The following is a 25,183-nucleotide window of genomic DNA, read 5'->3' on the forward strand; positions in this document are numbered from 1 at the left end:
CTCCGACGCCGAGCAGCGCAATCGGCGTCAAAGGTACGCCCAGCCGGTAGCCGGCGTGAAGCCGCAAGCCCGGACAAAGTCGCCAGGATGCCAATCGACATCCGAGGCGGGGACGTATCCTCCGCACCTGGAGTTCGATGATGAACACCTTCCTCCCGGGTAGATCGGCCCGCCGTCTCGCCGCCGTCGCGGCGACCACCGCAGCGATCGCGGGATCCCTGTTCCTCACCTCGTCCGCGAGCGCCGACACCACCGGGCCCGCGAACGCCCCCAAGAGCGCCGCCGTCACCCTGCCCCCCACCCACGCGAACTTCGACTACCAGATCGGCGGCGCCTACACGCCGCCCGCCGGGGTCAAGGTGGTCACCCGCGACCACTCCGCCACCCCGGCGCCCGGCCTGTACAACATCTGTTACGTCAACGCCTTCCAGGCCCAAAAGGGCGCCGAAGGCGACTGGAAACCGGGCGAGTTGCTCCGCCGCGACGACGACACCGTGGTCTACGACGGCAAGTGGAAGGAGGCGCTGCTCGACATCCGCACCCCCGAGAAGCGCACGTCCGTCGCCGCCAAGGTGAACGCCCTGATCGACGAGTGCGCGGGCAAGGGCTTCCAGGCCGTCGAGCCGGACAACTACGACAGTTACACCCGCTCCGAGGACCTGATCACCGCCGAGAACGCCAAGGCGTTCGTCACGCTGCTCTCCGCGCACGCGCACCAGCGCGGACTGGCCATCGCCCAGAAGAACACCTCCGAACTGGCCCCCGACCGCGCGAGCACCGGGCTCGACTTCGCCGTCGCCGAGGAATGCGGCCAGTGGAACGAATGCGGTGAGTACACCAAGTCGTTCGGCAACAACGTGATCGTGATCGAGTACACCGCCAAGGGCCTGAACACCGCCTGCTCCAAGTGGGGCGGCAAGCTCAGCGTCGTGCGCCGCGACCTGAACGTCGTCCCGGCCGGCAACAGCGGATACCTGCGCAAGACCTGCTGACCCCCGGCCACGATCGTCGGCCCGGCGCCCCGATCCCGCACGGATCCCGCCGCCGGGCCACCCCCTCCACCCCGCGCGCCCTCCCCTGGCCCTCGCCCGTTCGGGCCCGCCCCGGGGCGACCGCCGACGCGCGCCCACCCGCTCTCGCCCTTGCTCCGCCACGCCCCGCCCCCGCACGCGTTCCGACATCTCCCGGAGGTCCAGTGGTTCTCGACCGGTTCCATCCCACCGGCCTCTCCCGGCGCGGCCTGCTCCGCATCGGCGCCGGTGCCGCCGCCGCGACGGCGCTGTCCACGACGCTGGCCGGGTGCGCCGGCACCGACGACGGCGTGGGCGCCGACGGCCGGGTCACGATCGAGATGTGGCACGGCCAGACCGACACCGGGCGCGAGGGGTTGGAGGCCCTGGTGGAGCGGTTCCACCAGGCCCAGTCGGGCATCCGGGTCGACCTCGGCGGCGGCGTGCTCGCCGACGCGATGCTCCAGAAGATCACCGCGGCGCTCGCCGCCGGCTCCTACCCCGACATCGCCTACGTCTTCGGCTCCGACCTCGCCGGCGTCGCCCGCAGCCCCAAGGTGGTCGACCTCGGCGACACCGTGCGCTCGGCCCCCACCCCGTGGGACGACTACTGGGAACCGGCCCGCCAGGCGGTCACCATCAACGGCCGGGTACGGGCCGCGCCCGCCGTCCTGGACGCGCTCGCCGTGATGTGCAACAAGAAGCTCTTCGAGGACGCCGGCGTCGCGCTCCCGCAACCCGGCTGGACCTGGAACGACTTCCTGGCCACCGCACACCGCCTCACCGACGCGCAGCGCGGCGTCTTCGGCACCGGCTGGCCGGGCGCGGGCGACGAGGACACCGTCTGGCGGTTGTGGCCGATGATCTGGGACCTCGGCGGCGACGTGGTCGCCGAGAACGGCCGCGACATCGGCTTCCGCGACGTCGGCGCCCGCGCCCTGGAGACGGTCGAGGCGCTGGCCCGCGCCAAGAGCGTCTACATCGACCCCAAGCCCGGCGGCGAGCAGATGTACCAGGTCTTCGCCTCCGGCCGGATGGGCATGGTGGTCACCGGCCCGTGGCAGATCCCCGACGTCACCGCGGCGGGCATCGACTACCACGTGGTGCCGCTGCCCAGCTACAGCGGCCGGCCGATGACCATCTGCGGCCCCGACACCTGGACCGTCTTCGACAACGGCGGCGCCCGGGTACGCGCCGCACGCACCTTCGTGTCCTGGCTCAACCAGCCCGACCAGGACGTCGAATGGGGCGTGCGGGCGGGCAGCCTGCCGCTGAGCCGGATCTGCGAGGCCAAACCCGAATGGCGCGCCCACGCGGCCGAGACGCCGGGCCTGGACGTGTTCACCCGCGCCCTGGAGACGGCCCGGGTACGGCCCGCGCACCCCGCCTATCCGCAGATCTCCACGGCCCTCGCCGAGGCCATCGTGTCCGTGCTGCTCGGCAAGAGCAGTCCGACCCGGGCCCTGAACCGCTGCGCCGCCGCGGCCAAGGCCGCCCTCGTCATACCGCGTTGACGAATACCGCGTTGAGGAGCCCCTCCATGTCATCCCTGCCCGCTCCACTCACGCTGTCCGACCACGATCGCCGGCACCGCACGCTGCGCCGCAGACGCCGGCGCGAGACGGCGACCGCGTGGGCGTACATCCTGCCCGCCGTCCTGGTCGTACTCGGCCTGAGCATCGTGCCGTTCGTCTGGTCTCTGCTGCTGTCCTTCCGGGCCGACGACCTGGTCACCCCCAGCCGCTGGGTCGGCGTGGACAACTACGACGCGCTCACCCAGGACCCGCACTTCAGCCAGGCGGTGCGCAACACCCTGCTGTACACCGCGCTCTACGTGCCGCTGAGCATGGCCCTGGGGCTGTTCCTGGCGCTGGTGCTCAATCGGCGGATCAAGCTGGTGGGCTTGTACCGCACGCTGATCTTCGTGCCGTTCGTGATCTCCGCGACGGCGCAGGGCGTGTTGTTCTCGTTCATCCTCGACCCGGAGTTCGGCGCGGCCAACTCGGTGCTGCACGCGCTCGGGATCAGTCGGCAGGGCTTCCTCACCGATCCCGGGCAGGCGTTGCTGGTGCTGGTGGCGATCTCGGTGTGGAGCGGCACCGGGTTCTGCGTGGTGATCTACCTCGCCGCGCTCCAGGACGTGCCGCCGTCGCTGTTGGAGGCGGCTCGGCTCGACGGCGCCGGGCGGTGGCAGTTGTTGCGGCACGTGGTGATGCCGACGCTCACCCCGGTCAGCCTGTTCCTGGTGTTGTGGCAGACGATCAACGCGTTGCAGGTGTTCGACCTGGTCTATGTGACCACCAAGGGCGGTCCGCTCGGGTCCACCACGGTGATCGTCTACTTCATCTGGGAGCAGGCGTTCAAGAACTTCACCGCCGGGTACGGCGCGGCGGCGGCCTACGTGCTGGCCCTCGCGCTCCTGGTGATCGGGGTCGCGTCGCGGCTCGTGCGAGGCCGCAGGCCCGCCGGCGCCGTGCTCGTCGAAGGCGGTGCCAAGTGAGCGCGGCGACCGTCGAGGCCGCCCCCGCGCAGGCCCGGCCGGCCCCGGTCGCGGCGCCGCGCCGCCGGCTCCCGTTCAGCCCGTGGCATCTGCTGCTGATGCCGCTGTCCCTGCTGTTTGCCCTGCCGCTGGTATGGCTGGTGCTCAGTTCGGTGATGACCAACGCGGAGATCAACCGGTTCCCGCCCGCGCTGTGGCCCTCGGGGATCGACCTGGGCGGCTACCGCTACGTGCTGGGCAATGCAATGTTCCCCCGCTGGTTCGCCAATTCGCTGATCGTCTCGGCGGTGGCGGTGGCCTCGAACCTGGTGTTCGGGGCGCTGGGGGGCTACGCGTTCGCCCGGATGCGGTTCGCCGGGTCGCGCGTGTTGATGGTGGCGATGTTGGCGACCATGGCGATCCCGTTCCAGCTCACCATGATCCCGACGTTTTTGATCATGAAGCGGCTCGGGCTGATCGACACGCTCGGCGCGCTGATCATCCCGTCCCTTGTGACGCCGTTCGCGGTGTTCCTGCTGCGCCAGTTCTTCCTGTCGCTGCCTCGGGAGTTGGAGGAGGCCGCCTGGATCGACGGGTGTTCGCGACTGCGCGTGTTGTACCTGATCGTGTTGCCGCTGTCCCGACCGGCGCTGAGCACCGTCGCGGTGCTCACCTTCCTCACCACCTGGAACGACCTGACCTGGCCGTTGATCGCGATCAACCACGACACCAAGTACACACTCCAACTGGGCCTGACCACCTTCCAGGGGCAACACCACACCCAGTGGGCCGCGGTGATGGCGGGCAACGTGATCACCGTGCTGCCCGTGCTCCTCGCCTTCCTCTTCGCGCAGAAGGCGTTCATCCAGTCGATCACCTCCAGCGGTCTGAAGGGGTAGCGATGTCACGGGAGTTCGACCCTCTCGTGATTCGCCCCCCGTCTACCGCACACACCCGGGAAGCCCGATGCCGCACACCTTCGACCTGCTCGTCCTCGGCGACGCCAATCCCGACGTCGTGGTCGGCCCCCTCGACCGGCCGTTGGCCTTCGCTCAGCACGAACACCTCGTCCCCACCGGTCTGCTCACCCTCGGTGGATCCGGCGCGATCACCGCCTGCGGCGCGGCCCGGCTGGGGCTGTCCGTCGCGATCGCCGGCCGGATCGGCGACGACGACGCGGGCCGCTTCGTGCGCGCCGCGCTCGCGGATCGGGGCGTGGACACCTCGGCGCTGCGCGTCGACCCGAGCCTGCCGACGCCGCTGACCACGGTGCTCACCCGCACCGACGGGGACCGGGCCATCGTCACCGCGGCCGGCACGCTGGCCGCGACCGGACCCGACGACGTACCCGCGGAGTTGCTGCGGCGAAGCCGGCACGTGCACGCCTCCTCCTACTTCCTGATGCCGCGACTCGCGCGGGCGCTGCCGGAGTTGCTGCGCATCGCCCGTGCGGCCGGCGCCGCCACGTCCCTGGACACCAACGACGACCCCGCCGGGCGTTGGGACCCGGCCGGACTCGCCGCCGTATTGCCCACCGTGGGCTACCTGTTGCCCAACGCCCAGGAGGCCCGGGCACTGGCCGGCTTCCCCGCCGCGACCACCGAGCAGGCCGCTGCGCGGCTGGCCGGGCACGGCCCCGTCGTGGTGGTCAAGGACGGCGGCGCCGGCGCCTTCGCGCACGACGGTGCGAACGTGCTGCGCACCCGGGGCATCCCCGCCGAGCCGGTGGACACCGTCGGCGCCGGGGACAGCTTCGACGCCGGCTTGATCACCGCCCTGCTCGCCGGCGAACCCCTCGCCCGAGCCCTCGATTTCGCCGCCGCGTGCGGCGCCCTGTCCACCCGAGCAACCGGCGGCACCGCCGCCCAACCCACCCGGGACGAGGCGCTGGACGCGCTCGCCCGCAACGGAAAGAACCAGTGATGACCCGCACCAAGATCGTCTTCGTCGGCGCCGGCAGCGTCGTGTTCACCCAGGGCCTGTTGGCGGACCTGTTCGCCTTCCCGGAACTGAAGGACGCGCACATCGCGCTGCACGACATCGACCCCGAACGCCTGGCCACCGCGCAGGGCGCGGCCCGGCTGATCGCCGACGACCGGGGCGCGAGCCCGCGAATCACCGCGCACGCCGACCGCCGCGAGGCGCTGGCCGGCGCCCACTTCGTGATCAACATCATCCAGGTCGGCATGCGCGAGGCCACCCGGACCGACTTCGACGTGCCCGCCGGCTACGGTCTGCGGCAGACCATCGGCGACACCCTCGGCATCGGCGGCATCTTCCGCGCGCTGCGCACCTTCCCGGTGTTGCGCGCGCTGGGCGCGGACATCGCCGAACTGTGCCCGGACGCCTGGCTGCTCAACTACACCAACCCGATGGCAATGAACGTCGGCTACCTCCGGCGCGCCACCGGCCTGACCCGCGTGGTCGGCCTGTGCCACTCGGTCTACTGGACCATGCAGGGCCTGGCCGAACTGGTGGGCGTGCCCTACGAGGAGGTCGACTACCTCGCGGCCGGCGTCAACCACCAGGCGTGGGTGTTGCGCTTCGAACACGCCGGCGCCGACCTGTACCCGAAACTCGACGCGCTGATCGCCCGGGACGAGCAACTGCGGCGCCGGGTACGGGTGGACATGTATCGCCGGCTCGGCTACTACCCGACCGAGACCAGCGAGCACTCCAGCGAGTACGTGCCCTGGTACCTGGGCCACGACAGCGAGATCAGCCGACTGCGGCTGCCCGTCGGGGCCTACCTCGACATCGTCGACGAGAACGTCGCGGCCTACGAGAGCACCCGCGCCGCACTCGCCGCCGGGCAGCCGGTGCCGGTCGAGTCGACCATGGAGTACGCCCCGCAGATCATCCACAGCATCACCACCGGCACCCCGCGCACGGTCTACGGCAACGTGCCCAACCAGGGCCTGATCGACAACCTCCCCGCCGAGGGCGTGGTCGAAGTCCCCTGCCTGGTGGACAGGTTGGGCGTACAACCGACCCGAGTCGGCGCGTTGCCGCCGCAGTTGGCCGCCCTCAACCGCACCTACCTGAGCGTCAACGACCTGGTGGTGCGCGCCGCGTTGGAGGACGACCCCCGGCACATCCGCCACGCCGCGATGATCGACCCGGCCACCGCCGCGGCATTGCCGGTCGAACGCATCTGGGACCTGTGCGACGACCTGGTCCGCGCCCACGGCAACCTGCTCCAGCCGGCCCTGCGCACCACACTCGGCCACTGAGATCCGGTGATCGACGTGCCCAGCCCGGAGTCCGGCAAGCCACAACCCGCCGCCCCCCGCGCCGGCCCCCGTTGGCGCGTCAGCGCCCACGACCCGGGCCACCCCCGGGATCGACGCGCGCAGCGCGGAGAGCGGCGGAGCCGCGAAGTTCGGGCTGGGTGACCCGGAGCGAAGCGGAGGGGCACACAGCCCCGAGCGAGGGGCCGCTTTTCTGCGGAGGAGCGAAGCGGGGGAGCGGAAAAGTGGTCCCTCGCGAGCCGGCGCGAAGCGCCCATAGAGAGCCGCCCCCGTCGCTCAGTAGTCCTCGTGCGCGTACGGCAGCAGGTCCGTGCGGAGCGCCGCGTCCAGGCGGTGCGCCGCGCCGGGCGTGGTCTCGGTGACCAGTCCGGCCGCCACCAGCCGGCGGATCGGCGTACCGCCCAGGTAGCAGGTGGCCAACTCGCGTACGTCCAGGGCCAGATCGGGTGCGTCGTCGGTGGCGGTGTAGGTCGCCCCGGTCGGGTCGGCGGTGAGCCGGAAGCGGCCCCGGTTCGCGGACAGTGCGGCGTCGCGCACGTCCAGGACCAGGTCCACCGGCGCCGCCCAGGACCGCGCGGTCAGCGCGGTACGCACATCGACCAGGCGCAGCCGCAGCGCCGGATACTGCCTGGTCACCCGCACCTGATGGCGATCCCCCGCGAACTGCAGCAGCGGATCGTCGAGCGGCCGGGCCCAGGCCACCACCTTGTCGATCAGATCGATCGAGACGAGAAAGGCCCACAACGCGGCGGCCACCGGGGCGTCCTGCGCCTCCAGTTCGAACACCTGGAGCACGTTGGCCGAGCCGGCGGGCCCCTTGACCTCCTCCACCCGGTAGACGACGTAGCCGGCCGGGGTCTCACCCCGCTCGCCGAGCGCGACGACCCGGATCGGCTCCTCGTCCTCGTCGTCGAGGAGCACCACGGTGCGCCACCACTCCTCGTCCCGGTCCAGCCGCCCGCCCCGCCTGCCCCGCACGGCCGCGTAGACCGGACCGAGCAGGCCCGGCGCCTTGGCCGGGTCCACCAGCCGCAACGGCCGGGGGTCGGGCGTGATGCGCAGGTCGAGCGGCCGGCGGGCGTCGATCTCGATGCTGCACCCGAGGGTTCCGTTGCCGTAGCCGAATCGGCCGTAGATCGTGTCCTCGGAGGCCCACAGGCAGGACAGCGGCTGGCCGAGTTCGGCGCACCTGCGCCACTGTTCCGCGATCATCCGGGTCAGCAGTCCGCGCCTGCGGTGGGTGGGCGCCACGGCGACGTAGTCGAGCCCGGCGCACGGCAGTTCGCCGCCCGGCACGGTCAGCTTGAAGCGGTGCGCGACGACGGCGCCGACGAGGGCGTCGTCCTCGTAGGCGCCGATCCGTCCGCAGACGCGCAGCCTGTCCCGGTGTTGTTTGCGTTCGTCGGCCGAGTCCGCCTCGTGGAAGGCCAGATCGGCGAGATCCACGATGCGATCCACCTGCGACTTGGGGATTTCTCGGATGTCGAGGGTCACCCTCGCGACGCTAGCCGGGTCGGGTTCGCCGCGCATCGCGTTTTTTGCGGGCCCGCGCGGCCGGGCCCGGCCCCCGGCTCATCCCCCACTTGAGGGATGGGCCGGGGCCCTCGCACACACGATCGTCGTCGGCACAGTCACCCGCGGATCCGAGAACGGTCGGCCGCGGGCCCGAAACGGAAAAGGAGCGGTCATGCGGCTGCGTTTGATCGTCCTGGCCGTCGGCACCTTCGCCATGGGGGTCGACACGTTCGTCATCGCGCCGATCCTGGGGCCGATGGCCGACGACCTCGACGTGTCCCGAACCGCGGCGGGGTGGCTGATCACCGCGTTCGCGCTCGCCTACGCCCTGGGCGGGCCGGTACTCGCCGCCGCCGTCGGACACCGGGCGCCACGCGGCCTGTTGCTCGGCGGCCTCGCGGTCTTCGCCGTCGGCAACGCCCTGAACGCGGTCGTGGGCGACTACGGCCTCGCGATGATCGGTCGTGCCCTCGCCGGCGCCGGCGCCTCGCTCTACACCGTCAATGCCCTGGCGGTGGCCCGGGCCACCGCGCCACCGGGGCGGGAGGGGCGGGCCACCTCGGTGGTCGTCGGCGGCCTGACCACCGCCATCGTGCTCGGCCTGCCGCTCGGCGCCTGGCTCGGCTCGACCACCGGCTGGCGCGTGGCGCTGTGGCTGATCGTCGGCCTGGCCGCGGTGGCCGGCGCGGGCATCGCCGCGGTGGTCCCCGACCTGCCGGGGCTGCCACGCCGGATGCTGCGCGAACGGGTCGCGCCGCTCACGGACTTCCGGGTCGTGGTGATCCTCACCGCCACCCTGCTGTGCCTGACCACCAGCTGGACCGTCTACACCTACTTCGACAAGGTGACCCGACCGGCCACCGACGGCGATGCCGGGCGCACCTCGCTGATCCTGCTGACCTTCGGCATCGGCGCGGTCTGCGGGAACTTCCTCGTCGGCCGCCTGGCCGACCGCTTCGGCCCTGCCCGCACGATCGTGGTCGCCGCCCCGCTGCTCACCGCGGTCGCCGCCCTGGTGCCGGTGTTGTCCCGCTCGATGGCGGCGGCGTGTGTCGTGGTCCCGCTGTGGGGGCTGCTGCACTGGATGATCAACGTCCCGCAGCAGTTGCGGGTCACCGCCGCCGCCCCCGACGCGGTCCCGCTGGTTCTCGGCCTGCACCAGAGCACCATCTACCTCGGGATCAGCGCGGGCGGCGCGGCCGGCGCGGCGGGCTTCGCGCTCGGTGGCCACGCGGGCATCGGGTGGGCCGCGCTGGCCACGGGTGTGGTCGCGCTGGCCGTGCTGGCCTGGTCGTTGCGGGTCGGGTCGGGGCCTCGGGACGAACTCCGGTCCGCCCCGGCCGGGGTGCCGGCCACGTCGGGCTGAGCCCGGGTCCGGAACAACCCGTACGGCCCCGTTCCGGCGGGGCCGTACGGGTGTCGCGCCGGCCGCCCACGAGAGCCGGACAGAGCCAGGTAAGGGTTATAGTCTTTCTTCACCGGTTACTTCGGCGAAAGGCAACGTGTGCGCATCCCGATGGCCGACCACGTCGCCGGCGCGACCTTCGCGTCCGACCTGGTCAATACCTCGCCCACCGTGCGCGGCGGCGCCGGCGACGCGCTCCCCGATCCGGCCGCGTTGGCGGGCCTCCTGGCCGGGCACGACCTGCGGCTCGACGCCCTTGCGGACAAGGGCGTGCCCACCGACGACGACCTCCACGCGGTTCGGCTGCTGCGCCGGGAGGTGCGCGGCGTCGTCGAGACCGAGACGGCGGAGCAGGCCGTCGCGGGCTCCGGCGTGCTCGTCGCCCGGGCCGGGCTCGCCCCCGTCCTGGACCGGGCGGCCGACGGCGGCTGGCAATGGTACGTCCCGACCGCACCGGGGGCGTCGCTCGCCGACGAACTGGCCGCGTTCGTCGCGGTCGGCTTGTTCGGCGCCGTCCGTACCCTCGGTCACGACCGTTTCCGCGCCTGCGCCGGCCCCGACTGTCGCGGCGTGTTCGTCGACACCAGCCGGGCCGGCCGGCGCCGCTACTGCCTGCCGGACCTGTGCGGCAACCGGATCAACGTGGCCAACCACCGGGCCCGGCGGCAGCGGGTGGGGGTGGCCCGATGAGCGCCGCGATCGAACATCCGCCCCTGACCGGCGCGCTCCGCCTCCCCGACGGGGCCTGGATCCGTGCGCGCGGGTTGCGCCGTCCGCGGCCGGGGGGTGCGACGCCGGACTTCGGTCTCTATCTCGGCGACGAGCGGTTGCGCCGTCGCCACGACGCGGCGCTGACGTGGCCGCACGTCTGGCTCGACTGGCCCGACTTCCGGCTGCCGCGCGATCGGGAGGGGGCGGTCCGGGAAATCCGCGCGCTGCACGAAAAGGCCCGTGCGGGCGAGGCGGTCGAGGTGGCCTGCGGGGGCGGCATCGGCCGTACCGGCACCGTCGTCGCGTGTCTGGCCGTACGCGCGGGCATCGCCCCCGCGGACGCCGTCGGCTGGACCCGCGAACACCACCACCGCCGGGCCGTCGAGACACCGTGGCAACGCCGCTGGGCACGCCGCTTCCCGCCGGACAGGGCCTAGAGGTAGTCGTCCAACCGAGCCAGGGCGAAGCCCTGCGCGGTGGCCGTGTCCACGACGCGGCGCAACATCTGGGCCATGTCGCCCTTCCACTGCCCGGGACCCCGGAAGTGGGTGAGGATGATGTCGCCCGGCTTGAGCCGGTGGTCGTAGCGATACTCGATCCGGTCCGGGAACGCCTCCTGGTTCCAGATCGGAAGCGCCACGATCCCGCACGACTGCGCCGCACGCAGGGTGTCCTCGTTGAACTCCCCGTACGGCGGCCGGAACAACCGCGACGCGACGCCGATCTCGCGCTCGGCGGCCGCCTGTTCCCCGCAGATCTCCTGCTGCTGGCGCGCGTAGCCGAGCTTTCGCATGTCCAAATGGTTCACCGTGTGGTTGTTCACCGCGACACCCTGCTCGTGCAGGCCCCGGAAGTAGTCCCAGCCGCCGCGAGCCAGATAGCCGCTGACGAACGCGCTGAACGGCACGCCCAGTTCACGGGCCATTCGGGCGAACTCCGGGTCCTTCTCGGCGCCGTCGTCGACGGTGAGGAAGACCACCCGGTCCTCGGTGGGCACCCGGTGCACCACCGGCGGGAGATCGCCGTAGCGGGTCACGCCGGGACCCGACTTCAGCACGGGCCGTGTGGCCGGCGGCGCGGGTGCCGCGATCGGCGCCCCCGCCAGGCCCCACTTCCGCGCGGCGGCGGCCCGACTCGCCGCGATCCGGGCGGCCTCCTGCTGCTCCGCACCCAGCCGGGCGGCCCGGATCTGCGCGTCGGCCTGCTCCCGGACGGCGTCCGGAATCGGCGCGGCAGGCGCGGCGGGCGCGTTCGCCGCCGCGATCGGCTGTCCCGGCTTGGACCGCGGCGCGCCGGCGTCCTCGTCCGCGCACCCCGAACCGGCCAGGCAGGCACACAGGCCGAGCGCGACACCCCATCGGGTGAGCGCGCGCCACGACGGGGACCTCATCGCATCCACACAGCTCATGGCGCCCCTTGTTGCCCGCTCCCGCCGACTTCGAACCCGGACGTTTGTTCGCCTCGAATGCCTCCATGCCTCGCACGGCCGAACGAACCGAGGCCGGAGCGATCCGCCCCGTGACGGCACGCGAGCCGGCCACCGCTAGGTTTTCGATCATGGACGCGACAGCGGACGACGCGATGGTCCCCCTCCCCGCCGGGCGGGTCACCCTGTCCGATCGGCGCACGCAACACAGCTGGTCGGTCGACCTCGCGCCGTTCCGGCTCGCGGTGTTCCCGGTCACCCAGGCGCGGTACGCGCGGGTCACCGGCGAGCACCCGAGTGCCGCCGTCGGGGACCGGCTACCGGTCGAGGGCGTGTCCTGGTACGACGCGGTGCGCTTCTGCAACGCCCTGTCCGTACACGAGGGCCTCACCCCGGCGTACCACCTCGCGGCGGGCGTCGAGCCGGTCGCCTGGGACACCTCGACCGACGGCTTCCGACTGCCGACCGAGGCCGAGTGGGAGTATGCCTGCCGCGCCGGAACCACCGGCCCGCATCACGGCCCGCTCGACGACATCGCCTGGTATCGCGCCAACTCGGCGGAGCGCATCCACGACGTGGGCGGCAAGCAGCCCAATCCGTGGGGCCTGCACGACATGCTCGGCAACGTCTGGGACTGGTGTTGGGACGTGTACGACGCCGAAGTCTACGGCGAATACCGGGTGTTGCGCGGTGGCGGCTGGTTCGACGAACACTGGAGCCTGCGCGCCGGCGCCCGTCGGCGCAGCCATCCGAGCTACCGCGTCGACGATGTGGGATTCCGCGTCGCCCGCTCGATCCTGCCCTGAGTGGGCGACCGCGTCGCGACTGCCTTGCACGGCCGGCCTCGCGGGACGAATGGGGGCGGCCCGGCGGGCGGACGGGGGGCCGGACGCCGGGCCGCGGCGGGCCCGGCCACGGGGGGAGCCGGCACCCACTCGCACCACTTTCCGCCCCGGCACCGGTAGCGCACAAGCCCGAACACGCCGACACCGGAGGATAGCCGGCCGACGCAGGCCGTGGGAGCGCGCTCATCGGCATCCGGCGTACCCCGGCGCGCGCCCGGCCCGGGTATGGCCGATTCGATGCGCTCGTTCGAACCCGCTCGCACTCGAACCCGGGCCGGGGTCGGGGGCGGCTCGGGCATTACTTCCCAGGTCCCCTGAGCCGGCGAAACCGACCACCGCCGACAGCACCGACCCGACCGCTGCCTCGGCGGCCGGGTCCTCGTCGTGCCCGCGCCGTTCCCGCCGCCCCCGCCTGCCCGCCCGCCCGACCGAACAAGCGTGCCCCTCCGGGTGGTTGACAGTGGAACCGAGATCACCTCTATTATTCTATCCGGAATCATATACGTTCCGAGATGGCATCGCCGATCCGGCGGGCGGTACCAGGGCACGAAGGGCGGTGGCGAGTGACGCAGGACGCGGTGACCGCATCGACGGGACGGCGGCCCGGCAAGGTGCTGGCCGTACACCTGAACTACCCCTCCCGCGCCCGCCAACGCGGCCGTGTCCCCGAGCACGCCTCCTACTTCCTCAAACCCGGCAGCTCGCTCACCGGATCCGGCCGCGTCGAGCGCCCGGCGGGCGTCGAACTGCTGGGCTTCGAGGGCGAGATCGCCCTGGTCGTCGGCCGCGCCGCGCATCGGGTGGCGCCGGCCGACGCCTGGGCGCACATCGGCTGGGTCACCGCCGCCAACGACCTCGGTCTGTACGACCTGCGGCACGCGGACAAGGGCGCCAACGTACGTTCCAAGGGCGGCGACGGCTTCACCCCGCTGGGGCCCACCCTGCTGCCCGCGGCCGAGCTGCGTCCCGACGCGCTGCGGGTACGCACCTGGCTGGACGGCGAATTGGTCCAGGAGGACACCACCGCGAACCTGCTCTTCGGCTTCGCCCACCTGATCGCGGACCTGTCCCGGCTGCTCACCCTGGAGGTGGGCGACGTGATCCTGACCGGCACCCCGGCCGGTGCCGGTGTGGCCGGGGTCGGGCAACGCATCGAGGTCGAGGTGGACAGCCTCGACGACCCGACCCGATCCACCGGCCCGCTGCGCACCGACGTGGTCGCCGGCCCCGCGCTCGCCGACTGGGGCACCCCGCCGCGCGTCGACCCGGCCACCCGCGCCGACGCCCACGGCACCGTGCCCGACCTCGCGCTCACCGACGACCTGCGCACCCGGCTCGGTCGGGTCGCGGTGGCCACGCTCAGCGTGCAGTTGCGCGCCCGCGGCTTCGACACCGTCTCCATCGACGGCGTACGACCGCTCACCCCGGGCACCCGCCTGGTCGGCACCGCCCGCACCCTGCGCTACATCCCGTTCCGCAAGGACCTGTTCGCCGCCCACGGCAACGGCCACACCGCGCAAAAACGTGCCGTCGACAACCTCGAACCCGGCCAGGTCCTGGTCATGGAGGCCCGCGGTGTGGACACCGCGGGCACCCTCGGCGACATCCTGGCCCTGCGCGCCCGCACGCTCGGCGCCGCCGGGATCGTCACCGACGGCGCGGTCCGCGACAGCGCCGCCGTCGCAGCCCTGGGCCTGCCCGTACTGGCCGCCGCCGCCCACCCCGCCGTGCTCGGCCGCCGGCACGTGCCCTGGGACGTCGACGTCACCGTCTCCTGCGGCGGCGCCACCGTACAGGTCGGCGACGTCGTGGTCGCCGACGACGACGGCGCGGTGGTGATCCCGCCCGCCCTGGTGACCGAGGTCCTGGCCGCCGCCGAGGAGCAGGAGGCGCGCGAGCGCTTCATCACCGAACAGGTCTCCCGGGGCGCCGCGTTGGCCGGCCTGTACCCCATCGGCCCCGACTGGGAGCCCGCCTACCGCGCCTGGCGGGCCGCGCTGCCGCCCACCCACGACCCGGCTTCGCCCATCACCCGCGAGGAGTACCGATGAAGTACCGCGCCGACCCGTCCCTGATCCGCGGCTCGATCGCGCCGCTGGTCACCCCCTTCACCGCCGACGGCGCCCTCGACACCGCCACACTGCGCCGCCTGGTGCGCTGGCAGCTCGCGGCCGGCTCGCACGGGATCTCGCTCGGCGGCTCGACCGGCGAGCCGTCCGCACAGACCCTGGCCGAGCGGGCCGAGGCGATCCGGGTGGTCGCCGACGAACTCGACGACCGGGCACCGTTTTTGCCGGGCACCGGGTCGGCCAAGCTGGAGGAGACGCTGGAGTTGACCGGCGTCGCCCGGGACGCGGGCGCCGACGCGGTGCTGGTGATCACCCCCTACTACGCGCGCCCCACCCAGGACGCGCTGTTCTCCTGGTACTCCACCGTCGCCCGCGAATACCCCGACCTGCCGGTGGTGATCTACAACGTGCCGAGCCGCACGGCGGTGGACATCGATCCGCAGACCGTGGCCCGGCTCTTCCGCGCGCACGAGAACATCGTCGGCATCAAGGAGACCACCAGGGACTTCGAACACTTCTCCCGGGTGATGGAGGCCGCCGGCCCCGAACTCCTGGTCTGGTCCGGCATCGAACTCCTGTGCCTGCCCGTGCTGACCCTCGGCGGCGCGGGCTTCGTCTCCGCGCTCGCCAACATCGCGCCCGCCGCGGTGGCCGAGATGTACGAGGCATATCAGCAGGGCGACCTCGGTCGGGCCCGCGAACTGCACTACGCCGTACAGCCGTTGGTGGACCTGCTGTTCGTGGAGACCAACCCGGCGCCGGCGAAGTGGCTGATGCACCGGCGCGGCCTGCTCGGCTCCGACCTGGTCCGCCCCCCGCTGCTGCCGCTGTCCGAATCCGGGCGAACCGCCGTATCCGCCCTCGCGCAGAGCCGGTTCGACCTGCTGACCGACCCCGCCCTTGGAGAATCCGCATGAGCACCACCACGACGACGCCCGTCGAGCCCGCCGAGGTGCCCGCCGGGCTGCCCACCCGGCTGCGTCACTTCATCGACGGCCGGCACGTCGACTCCCTGGACGGCGCCACGTTCGAGGTCTGCGCCCCGGCGTCGAACCTGCCCTACGCCACCGCCGCTGCGGGCAAGGCCGCAGACGTGGCCGCCGCGGTGGCCGCCGCCCGCCGCGCGTTCACCGCCGGGCCGTGGCCGCGACTGCCCGCCAGGGAACGGGCCGTGGTGCTCAACCGCATCGCCGACGAGGTCGAGCGACGCGATGCGCGGCTGGCCGAACTGGAGACCTTCGACACCGGCCTGCCGATCACCCAGGCACTCGGCCAGGCGCAGCGCGCCGCCGAGAACTTCCGCTTCTTCGCGGATCTGATCGTCGGTCAGACCGACGAGGCATATCAGGTGCCGGGCCGCCAACTCAACTATGTGCACCGCCGACCGGTCGGCGTCGCCGGACTGATCACGCCGTGGAACACGCCGTTCATGCTGGAGTCGTGGAAGCTGGCGCCGGCCCTGGCGGCCGGCTGCACCGTGGTGCTCAAGCCCGCCGAATTCACCCCGCTGTCCGCGTCGTTGTGGGCCGACATCCTCACCGAGGCGGGCCTGCCCCGAGGTGTGTTCAACCTGGTCGGCGGAATCGGCGAGGAGGCGGGCGCGGCGCTGGTGGAGCACCCCGACGTGCCGCTGATCTCGTTCACCGGGGAGACCACCACCGGGCGCACCATCTTCGCCGCCGCCGCCCGACACCTGAAGGGGTTGTCGATGGAACTGGGCGGCAAGTCACCGGTGATCGTCTTCGCCGACGCCGACCTGGACGACGCGATCGACGCCGCGCTGTTCGGCGTGTTCTCGCTCAACGGCGAACGCTGCACGGCCGGTTCGCGGATTCTGGTCGAGCGCGGGGTGTACGAGGAGTTCGTCGAGCGCTTCGCCGCACGGGCCGAGCGGATCGTGGTCGGTCCCCCGGCGGATCCGGCCACCGAGGTCGGCGCGCTGGTGCATCCGGAGCACTACGAGCGGGTGTTGGCGTATGTCGAGGCGGGTCGCACCGAGGCGCGCCTGGTCGCCGGCGGCGGTCGCCCCGCACATCTGCCGACGGGCAACTACCTCGCGCCCACGGTGTTTCGCGACGTGCCGGCCGATGCCCGGATCTTCCGGGAGGAGATCTTCGGCCCCGTCGTGGCGCTGACCCCGTTCGACGACGAGGCGCACGCGGTGGAGCTGGCCAACGCGGTCGACTACGGCCTGGCCGGCTACGTGTGGACCAACGACATCCGCCGCGCCCACCGGGTGGCACACCGGGTCGAGTCCGGGATGGTGTGGATCAACTCGCACAACGTGCGGGATCTGCGCACCCCCTTCGGCGGGATCAAGGCCTCCGGCCTGGGGCACGAGGGCGGCCACCGCTCGATCGACTTCTACACGACGCAGCAGGCGGTACACGTGGCCATGGCGCCGCTGCACACCGCCCGGTTCGGCGCCGCGTGACGATCGGGGGACCTCACGCGATCCGCCCGTCGGTTCGTCCCCGGCCGTATCCGCGCAGGTCGCTCGCTTGCTAGGTTCCGCACAGCTCTCGAAACCGGTTCCGCACGATTTGCGGACACCGGTTGCCGCACGACCTCTCGAACCGAACAGCGCGTCGAACAGGAGGAGAGCCTCATGCCCACTCCCGCCGTTCCGCCCCCGCCGCCCGTGCCCACCGTCCGCCCCGGCACCCCCGCCCCCGTGCCCGAGCCGGGGGCGATACCCCCACCCGACATCGTCCGGGCCGCCTACGCCGAGCTGATCGTCACCGATCCCGCCGCGTCCCGGGAGTTCTACGTCGACCTGCTCGGCCTGGTGGTCACCCACGAGGACGAGGACGCGGTGTACCTGCGCGCCTTCGAGGAGTACCTGCACCACTCGCTGGTGCTGCGCCGCGGCGAGAGTCCGGCGCTGGCCGCGCTCGCGTACCGGGTGCGCTCGCCCGGCGAGGTCGACGCGGCCGAGCGCTACTACCGGGCCCTGGGCGTACCGGTGGAGCGCCGCGCGGCGGGCGCCACCCGGGGGATCGGCCCGGCGGTACGGGTACTGGACCCGCTGGGGTTCCCGCTGGAGTTCTTCTACGCGGCCGAGCACGTGCCGCGCCTGCACCAGAGCTACGACCTGCACGGCGCGGGCGCGATCGCCCGGCTCGACCACTTCAACATCGTGGTGCCGGACGTGGCGCGGGCCGAGCGCTACTACCGGGACCTGGGTTTTCGGGTGACCGAGGACATCCGGGGCGCGGACGACACGCTGTACGCGTCCTGGCTGCACCGCAAGGACACGGTGCACGACATCGCGCTGACCGGCGGCGACGGACCCCGGCTGCACCACATCGCGTTCAGCACCCACGAGCGCGGCCAGGTGCTGCATGTATGCGATCTGCTGGGCGCCCGGCGCCGATCGGCGCACATCGAGCGTGGTCCGGGGCGGCACGGGGTGTCCAACGCGTTCTACGTGTACGTGCGTGATCCGGATCTGCACCGCGTGGAGATCTACACCACCGACTACTACACCGGGGATCCAGACCACCCGGTGCTGTCCTGGGACGTGCGGGACAACCAGCGGCGCGACTGGTGGGGCAATCCGGTGGTGCCGTCCTGGTACGCGGAGGCGTCCACCGTGCTGGACCTGGCCGGGAAGCCGCAGCCGGTGTTCGCCCGGGAGGAGAACCACGAGGCGGAGGTGACGGTCGGCGCCGACGGCTTCTCGTTCGCGCGCGACACATCGCCGCAGGTGGGGTCCCCGCCGTGAACATCCACCCCTGGTGTAAGATCCGAAATCGTATCCGAAATAGTCGAGTGGAGAAGTAGGATGCGCACACGGCAGCCCCTCGCCGTCACCACCTATCCGAGCGTCGGGCCCTGCGAAGACGTCGGGGAGTCCGAGCAACCCCCGGTGCTGCTCGTGCACGGATTCTGTTCCGACGCTCGCCGCTCCTGGTTGGAGACGGGCATGGTGACGGCGCTGATCGACGCCGGCCGCACCGTGATCGCGCCGGACCTGCGCGGACACGGCGCCAGTCCGGCCCCGACGAGCGGCGACGAGGCGGACGCGAACACCACCGTCGACGATCTGCTCGCCGTGCTCGACGCGTACGGCGCGGAGCGGGTCGACATCATCGCCTACTCTCTCGGCGCCCGGCTGATCTGGGCATTGGCCGAACGCGCGCCGGAGCGGGTGGGACGCGTGGCGTTCGGCGGCATGAGCCCGGTCGAGCCGTTCGCCGCCGTGGACGTCGCGGAACTGCGCCGGGTCGTACGCGGCGAGGCGACCACGGCCGATCCGCTCACCGGGATGATCGCGGGCCTGATCCGCGCCGAGGGCGACCGCGCCGACGGGCTGGTCACGTGTGTCGAGGGCCTGCGGAGCACACCCTTCGAGCCCACGCCGTGGGCCGGCCACACCCCGCCGTGGTTCGTGGTCGGTACCGACGACCCGATGACCCGGGACATCGACGCGTTGGTCGCGGCGGCGGCCGGATCACGCATGGTCGTGGTGACCGGCGACCACCACGGCGTCCTGGTCAGCCCCAACTTCCAGGGTTTGGCCGTGTCGGTCGTCGGCCGCTGACCCACCCGCCGCATACCGCGCCGCACCGGATGACACCGGGCCGGGACACCGTGTCCCGGCCCGCGACCGTGTCCGGTCGAGACTGAGGAGACCGTAGTTGAGCCCCGCAAAGGCAACCGCCGCGAGCAAGGCGTCGAAGTCGTCCAAGTCGGAGATGTGTTACGAGCTGCTGCGCGGCCGGATCCTGGACGGCACCTACGGCCCCGGGTACCGGCTGGTGTTCGACCAGCTCGCCCGCGAGGCGGGAGTCAGCACCATCCCGCTGCGCGAGGCGGTGCGCAGGCTCCAGTCCGACGGCTTGGTGGAGATCGTCCGCAACGTCGGCGCCCGGGTCGCCGTGTTCGACCGCTCGCAGGTCGAGCACTCGCTCAACGTGCTGGCCCGCCTCGAGGGCTACGCGACGGCGATCTCGGCGCCGCTGATGAGCCCCGAGAACATCGCCGAGGCGAGGGCGATCAACGACCGGATGATCGAGGCGCTGGCCGACTTCGACCCGACCGCGTTCACCGCGCTCAACCGGAGGTTCCATTTCTCGCTCTACGCGCATTGCCCCGATCGGCACCTGAACGCGCTGCTCGAATCCGAGTGGGCGCGCCTGGACCACATGCGCCGCTCGACCTTCACCTACGTCCCCGGCCGGGCCCGCACCTCGGTGCGCGAACACGAGCATCTGCTCGACCTGATCGGCGGCGGCGCCGACCCCGGGGAGATCGAACGCGCGGCCTGCGCCCACAAGATCGCCACCGCGGCGGCCCTGCACCAGGCCAAGACCGGGACGCCGTAGCGGCCGAAGCCCCGTTCGGACCGGCCGCGGGGCGCCGAAAGCCCCGGCCGGTTCGGCCGGGGCCCGGGTACGCCGGCCGCGGCCGGAGCGAGGTCGCGCCGTCAGCCGACCTTGCGCCCGAAGCGCAACTTCCATGGCGTCAGGGCGGATTCGATCTGCACGGCCAGGCTCATCTTCGACGCGCCCTCGGCCCGTTCCTCGAAGCGGATCGGCACCTCGACGATCCGCAGCCCGCGCTTGACCGTGCGGTGGTTCATCTCGACCTGGAACGAGTATCCGTTGCTGTGGATCGACGGCAGGTCGATCGCCCGCAGCGCCGACGCCCGCCACGCCTTGAACCCGGCGGTGGCGTCCTTCACGCCCAGCCGCAGGATGGCGTTGACGTAGTGGTTCGCCCACGTCGACAGGACCTTGCGGTACCAGGCCCACTCCGCGGCGGTCGAGCCGCCGCGCACGTACCGCGAGCCGATCACCACGGCGGCGTCGCCGGTGCGCAGCGTGTCGAGCATGGTCGGGATCACCGCGACGGGGTGCGAGAGGTCGGCGTCCATCTGGATCACCACGTCGGCGCCCTCGTCCAGCGCGCGGGTGATCCCCGCGACGTAGGCGCGGCCCAGCCCGTCCTTCTCCTTGCGGTGCAACACCCCGACGAACCCCGAGGACTCCGTGGCGAGCTTGTCCGCCACCTCGCCGGTCCCGTCGGGCGAGTTGTCGTCCACCACGAGCACGTGCAGGTTCGGCAGGCCCGACTCCGCGAGCAGGCCGACCAGAACGGGCAGGTTCTCCCGCTCGTTGTAGGTGGGAACGACGACGACGATCCTCGCGAAGGTCTCTACCACGATTCGGTTCCCGCGCGATCTCCCGGAACATCGCGCGGCGGCGTCCAGGCGCCGGCGGACGACAGGTCTGTGTGCATGAGGCGCGAGTCTATCGGCGCACGGGCGCCGGCCGTCCGCATCCGGGCGGCGTGTCCGCCCGCGCGCGGCCGGCGGCACGGCGACCGGGAGTGGCTCCCGGTCGCCGTGGCCGGGCTCAGACCAGCAGTTGGCCGCCGTCGACCTGGACGATCGTGCCGGTGATGTGCGCGGCGGCGGGTGAGGCCAGGAACACCGCGAGCGGGGCGACGTCCTCGGGGACCGCGATGCGGCCGAGCGGAATCCGGGACTCCCACGCCCGCCGGGCCTGAGGGTCGTCCATCAGGCCGGCCGTCATCGGGGTGTGCACCGGGCCGGGCGCCACGCCGTTGACCCGGATGCGGTGCGGGGCCAGCTCGATCGCGCCGGTGCGGGTGAGCGCGTCCACCGCGGCCTTGGTGGCCTCGTAGTGGCCGAGGCCGGCGGTGGGTTGCCGGGCGCCGATCGAGCTGATGTTGACGATCGCCCCGCCCGCGTCCTCGGCGATCATCCGGCGGGCCGCCGCCGCGGTGACGGTGAACGTACCGCGCAGGTTGACCGCCACCACGGTGTCGAACACCTCGATCGGCAGGTCGACCAGGAGTCCGCCGCCCGCGACCAGGCCGGCGTTGTTGACCAGGACCGCGAGCGGGCCCACCTCGACGAGCACCCGATCCAGGGCCGCGGCCACCGACGCGGAGTCGGTGATGTCCATCGCGACCGCGGTGCCGCCGATCTCCCCGGCCACCTTGTCGGCCGCGGCGGCGTCGATGTCGGCGATCACGACCCGGTCGCCGCCCTCGGCGAAGGCCCGGGCGACGGCCGCGCCGATCCCGCTCGCGCCGCCGGTGACCACGACCACCCGCCCCGGCCGCGCGTCCGGGGCGGTCATCGGGCCTCCGCCACGATCACCCGGGGGCTGCCGGGCAGTTCGAGCACGTCCACCGGGTGCCAGCCGGCCTCGACGAGCCATTCCTCGACCTCGGCCCGCGGATACACCGTGGTGCCGTCGATGACCAGGTACTCCCCGGCGTGCAGCGTGTCGATCAGGCGCGGCGTCCCGGTCGGCTCCAGGAAGAAGTCGAGCAGTAGCAGCCGGGCCCCGGGCTCGGCGGCCTTGCGCGCCGCCGCCACGATCCGCCGATTGTGCTCGGTGTCGAAGCGGTGCACCACGTGTTCGAGCAGCACCAGGTCGAACCCGGTGGGCACCTCGCCGGACAGCGGATCGCCGCCGATCACCTCGACCCGGTCCTCGACGCCGGCGGCGGCCAGGGTGTTCTCCGCGTGCCCGACGAGGTCGCCGTCGGACATGAACGTCGCGGACAGCTCGGGGTGCGCGCGCAACGCCTCGGCCAGGAACGACCCGGACAGCCCGGCCAGGTCCAGGACCCGCCGGTGGCCGCCGAAGTCGTAGCACCGGACCAGCATCGCCGCGTGCAGCGCGTTGTAGGTCATCACACCGCCGAGGAAGGTGCCGAGCCGGTCGCCGCCGAGGTCCAGCGGGGCGGGGCGGGCGGTGCGTGAGGTCTCGCCGAAGCCGAGCCAGTGCGGGTAGCTGACGCCGTCGAGGAAGGTCAGGAACGGGCGCAGGTCCACCCCCTCCCCCGACCCGGCGAGATGGTGCGCGGTGGCGGGCGAGTTGGCGTAGCCGGCGTCGCCGCGCTCCAACAGGCCCAGGCCCACCATGGTGTCGGCCAGGATCAGTGCGGTCCGCGCGGGCAGTCCGGTACGGGCGACGATCTCGTCGAGCGGCGCGGGGCCGTCGGCCAGGGCCGCGAACAGTCCGGCCTCGCCGGCCGCGAACAGCTGCTTGGCGGCCATGTATCCGATCGCGACGTCGACGATGGGAGCCGGATCGACCGCGGCCCGGGCGTCCGAGGGAACTGGCATGCGGATCTCCTCGAGGGGCAGGAAGTTGGTATCTGGAATGCTATATGATTACCGATGCCATCAACAATGCCGATCTTCGTGGAGGACCCGTGACGCGCTCCCCCGGCAGCAGCCCCGTGCCCCGTCGCCGCCTCGGCGCGCACGGCCCCGACGTACCGGTCCTGGGCCTCGGCTCGTGGAACACGTGGGACCGGATGCGGCCCGCCGACGCCGTCGCGCTGATCCTGGACGCGCTGGCGCACGGCGTGGAGTTGTTCGACGTCGCGCACTACGACATGGGCCCGCACGCGGAGAACGCCCGCACGGACCTGATCTTCGGGGAGGCGATCCGCGAGGCGGGCGTGGCCCGCGAGGACTGGCTGCTGTGCGGCAAGCTCTGGCTCTGGGAATACCCGAAAAAGGGCTTCGCCGAGCAACTTGATGTCGCGCTGGACCGGATCGGTACACATCGCGCCGACCTGGTCGTGGTCGGCGACTTCTTCGGCGAATTGCCCATCCCGGCCGTGGTCGCCGACGTCGCCGAACAGATCGCGGTGGGCCGGTTCACCGCGTGGGGCGTCAACAACTGGTCCGCGCGCGACGTGTGGACCGCCCGCCGGTTCGCCGCCGCCGAGGGGCTGACCCCGCCGACGTTCGCCCAACTCAAGTACAGCCCGGCCCGCCGGGCGGTGGCCGAGGGCGCGCCGTTCGCCGAACTCTTCGCCGACGGGATGGCATTGCAGGCGTCCGACGTCCTGGAGGGCGGCATCCTGGCCGGCAACCTGCACCCACGGCGCAAGATCGGCGCCGACCCCGGCAACCTCCGCGACCGCATCCGCGAGGTCTACCCGAAACTCGCCCAAGCGGCAGCCGAGCTGGACGCGACACCCGCCCAACTGGCCATCGCCTTCTGCCTCACCCACCCGGCGGTCGCCACGGTCCTCTTCGGCGCCAGCCGCATGTCCCAATGGCAGGACAACCTCAAGGCATTGGACCTCATCACCAAACACGGCACCACCCTCCGCGACTCCCTCGCGGACATCTGGGTGGACGCCGACATCATCGACCCGGCAGCCTCCGGCACCTGACCGGGCCCCCCGACCGGCACCCAAAACCGCCCGGGCTCCCCTGTTCACCCCAGCCCGGCACTCGAAGCCACCCCACCCCAACCAACCCCCAAACGCGGGCCGGACTCCCCCCTTCAGCCCGGCCGGCGTTTGAGGCCAACCCAAGTCAACCGACACCTAACGTCAACCGAACCCCCCACAGCCCGGCCGGCGTTTGAGGCCAACCCAGGTCAACCGACACCCGGCGTCGGCCGAACGCTCACGGCCCCTCCGGGGACACCACCTCGCGGTCCGCGTAAAACGGCACAAGGCGCGCCCGCAACGCCGTCGCCCCGACCCGCTCCAGCAGCCGCAACCCCCCGATGTTGTCGGCCAGTTGCGACACCTTCGTCGCGCCGAACAGCACACTCACCGTCGCCGGATGCGACAGCGCGAACGCCACGCACACCTGCGCCGCCGTCGCGCCCAGATCCGCCGCCACCTCGGCGATCCCGGGCGCGGAGGCGATGATCCGCTCCCGCACCCCACCCGGATCCCGCCCGATCTCCCGCGCCGGCGCCACCTTGCCCGCCAGAATCCCACCCTCCAGGACATCGGACGCCTGCAACGACAGCCCCGCCGCGAACAGTTCCGCGAACGGCGCACCGTCCGCGATCGAGCGCCGGCACGGGCTGTACTTGAGCTGCGCCACCTGCGGCCCCGGCGACCCGGCGGCGAGCGCATGCCCCCCGATGGTCCGAATCGCGGTCGCCGACCAGTTGTTCACCCCCCAGTGCCCGATCAGCCCGCTCTTCTCCAACTCGGCCAGATCCCCCGCCAGTCGGGCCAGATCCAGATCCGGATCCCGGATGTCCCCCAGGATCGCCAGGTCGGCATGGTCCGTCCCGGCCCGGAACATCGCCCGCTCCACCTGCTCGCGCAACGACTGCGCGGGATACCCCTCCAACCAGATCTTGGTCGACAACTGGTAGTCCGTACGGGCCAGTCCCGCCGCCCGAACGATCGCCGAGAACAACACGTCGGTGAACACCGGCCGCTGCCCGGGAATCCCGTACACCGCGACGTCGAAGAGGTTGACCCCCCACTCCACCGCCTGCGTGACCAGGTCCACCGCGTCGTGGAAGTCCATCCGGTCGTAGGTGTGCCACGACCCCAACGACAACAGCGGCACCTGCGGCCCGTCCGCACCCAACCGACGCCGCGGCACGATCGCGTCGGAGCCCGCACTCCGCCCGCCGGCCTCCGACGCCGCAGCCACCGACGCCGAGTCCTTCGAAGTCTCACCCATTGCAATGGTCCTTTCGGCACCGCGA

At 72.3% G+C, this 25,183-nt stretch carries 23 protein-coding genes; 17 read left to right on the top strand and 6 right to left on the bottom strand.

Going from position 1 to position 25,183, the window contains the following annotated elements; all coding sequences use genetic code 11:
- Positions 1 to 140: 140 nt before the first annotated feature.
- From ACFXKZ_RS21675 to ACFXKZ_RS21700, 6 genes are all read left to right on the top strand, one after another.
- Positions 141 to 992, top strand: a complete 852-nt coding sequence (locus ACFXKZ_RS21675; protein ID WP_380002668.1) for an endo alpha-1,4 polygalactosaminidase — start codon at positions 141 to 143, stop codon at positions 990 to 992.
- 203 nt (positions 993 to 1,195) lie between these two features.
- A complete protein-coding gene (locus ACFXKZ_RS21680) occupies positions 1,196 to 2,524 on the top strand; it encodes an extracellular solute-binding protein (protein ID WP_380002538.1) in 1,329 nt (442 codons plus the stop codon).
- 26 nt (positions 2,525 to 2,550) lie between these two features.
- A complete protein-coding gene (locus tag ACFXKZ_RS21685; RefSeq protein ID WP_380002539.1) occupies positions 2,551 to 3,510 on the top strand; it encodes a carbohydrate ABC transporter permease in 960 nt (319 codons plus the stop codon).
- Positions 3,507 to 4,388, top strand: coding sequence for a carbohydrate ABC transporter permease (locus ACFXKZ_RS21690; RefSeq protein WP_380002540.1), 882 nt, complete (start codon positions 3,507 to 3,509; stop codon positions 4,386 to 4,388). Before ACFXKZ_RS21685 ends, ACFXKZ_RS21690 begins: the two co-directional genes overlap by 4 nt.
- A gap of 67 nt (positions 4,389 to 4,455) precedes the next feature.
- Positions 4,456 to 5,412, top strand: coding sequence for a carbohydrate kinase family protein (locus tag ACFXKZ_RS21695; RefSeq protein ID WP_380002541.1), 957 nt, complete (start codon positions 4,456 to 4,458; stop codon positions 5,410 to 5,412).
- Positions 5,412 to 6,722: an alpha-glucosidase/alpha-galactosidase gene (locus ACFXKZ_RS21700; protein WP_380002542.1), complete on the top strand. Its 1,311-nt coding sequence runs from the start codon at positions 5,412 to 5,414 to the stop codon at positions 6,720 to 6,722. Before ACFXKZ_RS21695 ends, ACFXKZ_RS21700 begins: the two co-directional genes overlap by 1 nt.
- A gap of 294 nt (positions 6,723 to 7,016) precedes the next feature.
- Here ACFXKZ_RS21700 and ACFXKZ_RS21705 read toward each other — a convergent pair whose 3' ends face one another.
- The gene (locus ACFXKZ_RS21705; protein WP_380002543.1) at positions 7,017 to 8,270 is read right to left on the bottom strand and encodes a GNAT family N-acetyltransferase; all 1,254 of its coding nucleotides are present in this window, start codon (positions 8,268 to 8,270) and stop codon (positions 7,017 to 7,019) included.
- Between the two features lie 157 nt (positions 8,271 to 8,427).
- Here ACFXKZ_RS21705 and ACFXKZ_RS21710 point away from each other — a divergent pair, with 157 nt between their 5' ends.
- The 3 genes from ACFXKZ_RS21710 to ACFXKZ_RS21720 all read left to right on the top strand — a co-directional run bounded on the left by ACFXKZ_RS21710 (position 8,428) and on the right by ACFXKZ_RS21720 (position 10,808).
- On the top strand, positions 8,428 to 9,621 hold the full coding sequence (locus ACFXKZ_RS21710) for an MFS transporter (RefSeq protein WP_380002544.1): 1,194 nt from the start codon (positions 8,428 to 8,430) through the stop codon (positions 9,619 to 9,621).
- A gap of 150 nt (positions 9,622 to 9,771) precedes the next feature.
- Positions 9,772 to 10,350: a CGNR zinc finger domain-containing protein gene (locus ACFXKZ_RS21715; RefSeq protein ID WP_380002545.1), complete on the top strand. Its 579-nt coding sequence runs from the start codon at positions 9,772 to 9,774 to the stop codon at positions 10,348 to 10,350.
- Positions 10,347 to 10,808 (top strand): protein-tyrosine phosphatase family protein, encoded by a 462-nt coding sequence (locus tag ACFXKZ_RS21720; protein WP_380002546.1) that lies wholly within the window; start codon positions 10,347 to 10,349, stop codon positions 10,806 to 10,808. Before ACFXKZ_RS21715 ends, ACFXKZ_RS21720 begins: the two co-directional genes overlap by 4 nt.
- Here ACFXKZ_RS21720 and ACFXKZ_RS21725 read toward each other — a convergent pair.
- Positions 10,805 to 11,779 carry a polysaccharide deacetylase family protein gene (locus ACFXKZ_RS21725; protein ID WP_380002547.1) on the bottom strand — a complete coding sequence of 325 codons (975 nt, stop codon included), beginning with the start codon at positions 11,777 to 11,779 and terminating at the stop codon, positions 10,805 to 10,807. The two genes, ACFXKZ_RS21720 and ACFXKZ_RS21725, sit on opposite strands and share 4 nt — an antisense overlap.
- Positions 11,780 to 11,928: 149 nt before the next feature.
- On the opposite strand from ACFXKZ_RS21725, the gene ACFXKZ_RS21730 reads away from it, so the two are divergent.
- From ACFXKZ_RS21730 to ACFXKZ_RS21760, 7 genes are all read left to right on the top strand, one after another.
- The gene (locus ACFXKZ_RS21730) at positions 11,929 to 12,603 is read left to right on the top strand and encodes a formylglycine-generating enzyme family protein (RefSeq protein ID WP_380002548.1); all 675 of its coding nucleotides are present in this window, start codon (positions 11,929 to 11,931) and stop codon (positions 12,601 to 12,603) included.
- Between the two features lie 617 nt (positions 12,604 to 13,220).
- Positions 13,221 to 14,693: a fumarylacetoacetate hydrolase family protein gene (locus ACFXKZ_RS21735; RefSeq protein ID WP_380002549.1), complete on the top strand. Its 1,473-nt coding sequence runs from the start codon at positions 13,221 to 13,223 to the stop codon at positions 14,691 to 14,693.
- The gene (gene dapA / locus ACFXKZ_RS21740; RefSeq protein ID WP_380002550.1) at positions 14,690 to 15,628 is read left to right on the top strand and encodes a 4-hydroxy-tetrahydrodipicolinate synthase; all 939 of its coding nucleotides are present in this window, start codon (positions 14,690 to 14,692) and stop codon (positions 15,626 to 15,628) included. Before ACFXKZ_RS21735 ends, dapA begins: the two co-directional genes overlap by 4 nt.
- A complete protein-coding gene (hpaE, locus tag ACFXKZ_RS21745; RefSeq protein WP_380002551.1) occupies positions 15,625 to 17,145 on the top strand; it encodes a 5-carboxymethyl-2-hydroxymuconate semialdehyde dehydrogenase in 1,521 nt (506 codons plus the stop codon). Before dapA ends, hpaE begins: the two co-directional genes overlap by 4 nt.
- 174 nt (positions 17,146 to 17,319) lie before the next feature.
- Complete coding sequence (gene hpaD / locus ACFXKZ_RS21750) at positions 17,320 to 18,438, top strand: 3,4-dihydroxyphenylacetate 2,3-dioxygenase (protein WP_380002552.1); 1,119 nt, start codon at positions 17,320 to 17,322, stop codon at positions 18,436 to 18,438.
- 60 nt (positions 18,439 to 18,498) lie between these two features.
- Positions 18,499 to 19,257 carry an alpha/beta fold hydrolase gene (locus tag ACFXKZ_RS21755; protein ID WP_380002553.1) on the top strand — a complete coding sequence of 253 codons (759 nt, stop codon included), beginning with the start codon at positions 18,499 to 18,501 and terminating at the stop codon, positions 19,255 to 19,257.
- 97 nt (positions 19,258 to 19,354) lie between these two features.
- On the top strand, positions 19,355 to 20,041 hold the full coding sequence (locus ACFXKZ_RS21760; RefSeq protein WP_380002554.1) for a GntR family transcriptional regulator: 687 nt from the start codon (positions 19,355 to 19,357) through the stop codon (positions 20,039 to 20,041).
- A 101-nt stretch (positions 20,042 to 20,142) separates the two neighbouring features.
- Here ACFXKZ_RS21760 and ACFXKZ_RS21765 read toward each other — a convergent pair whose 3' ends face one another.
- The 3 genes from ACFXKZ_RS21765 to ACFXKZ_RS21775 all read right to left on the bottom strand — a co-directional run bounded on the left by ACFXKZ_RS21765 (position 20,143) and on the right by ACFXKZ_RS21775 (position 22,824).
- The gene (locus tag ACFXKZ_RS21765; protein WP_380002555.1) at positions 20,143 to 20,880 is read right to left on the bottom strand and encodes a polyprenol monophosphomannose synthase; all 738 of its coding nucleotides are present in this window, start codon (positions 20,878 to 20,880) and stop codon (positions 20,143 to 20,145) included.
- Between the two features lie 193 nt (positions 20,881 to 21,073).
- On the bottom strand, positions 21,074 to 21,826 hold the full coding sequence (locus ACFXKZ_RS21770; protein ID WP_380002556.1) for an SDR family NAD(P)-dependent oxidoreductase: 753 nt from the start codon (positions 21,824 to 21,826) through the stop codon (positions 21,074 to 21,076).
- On the bottom strand, positions 21,823 to 22,824 hold the full coding sequence (locus tag ACFXKZ_RS21775; protein ID WP_380002557.1) for a methyltransferase: 1,002 nt from the start codon (positions 22,822 to 22,824) through the stop codon (positions 21,823 to 21,825). Before ACFXKZ_RS21775 ends, ACFXKZ_RS21770 begins: the two co-directional genes overlap by 4 nt.
- Before the next feature lie 89 nt (positions 22,825 to 22,913).
- Here ACFXKZ_RS21775 and ACFXKZ_RS21780 point away from each other — a divergent pair, with 89 nt between their 5' ends.
- Positions 22,914 to 23,891: an aldo/keto reductase gene (locus tag ACFXKZ_RS21780; RefSeq protein WP_380002558.1), complete on the top strand. Its 978-nt coding sequence runs from the start codon at positions 22,914 to 22,916 to the stop codon at positions 23,889 to 23,891.
- Between the two features lie 238 nt (positions 23,892 to 24,129).
- Here the strand turns inward: ACFXKZ_RS21780 and ACFXKZ_RS21785 are convergent, their stop codons facing one another.
- Positions 24,130 to 25,158 (bottom strand): aldo/keto reductase, encoded by a 1,029-nt coding sequence (locus tag ACFXKZ_RS21785; RefSeq protein WP_380002559.1) that lies wholly within the window; start codon positions 25,156 to 25,158, stop codon positions 24,130 to 24,132.
- Between the last annotated feature and the right edge of the window lie 25 nt (positions 25,159 to 25,183).

This window comes from Embleya sp. NPDC059237, assembly GCF_042754105.1.
Classification (GTDB): domain Bacteria; phylum Actinomycetota; class Actinomycetes; order Streptomycetales; family Streptomycetaceae; genus Embleya.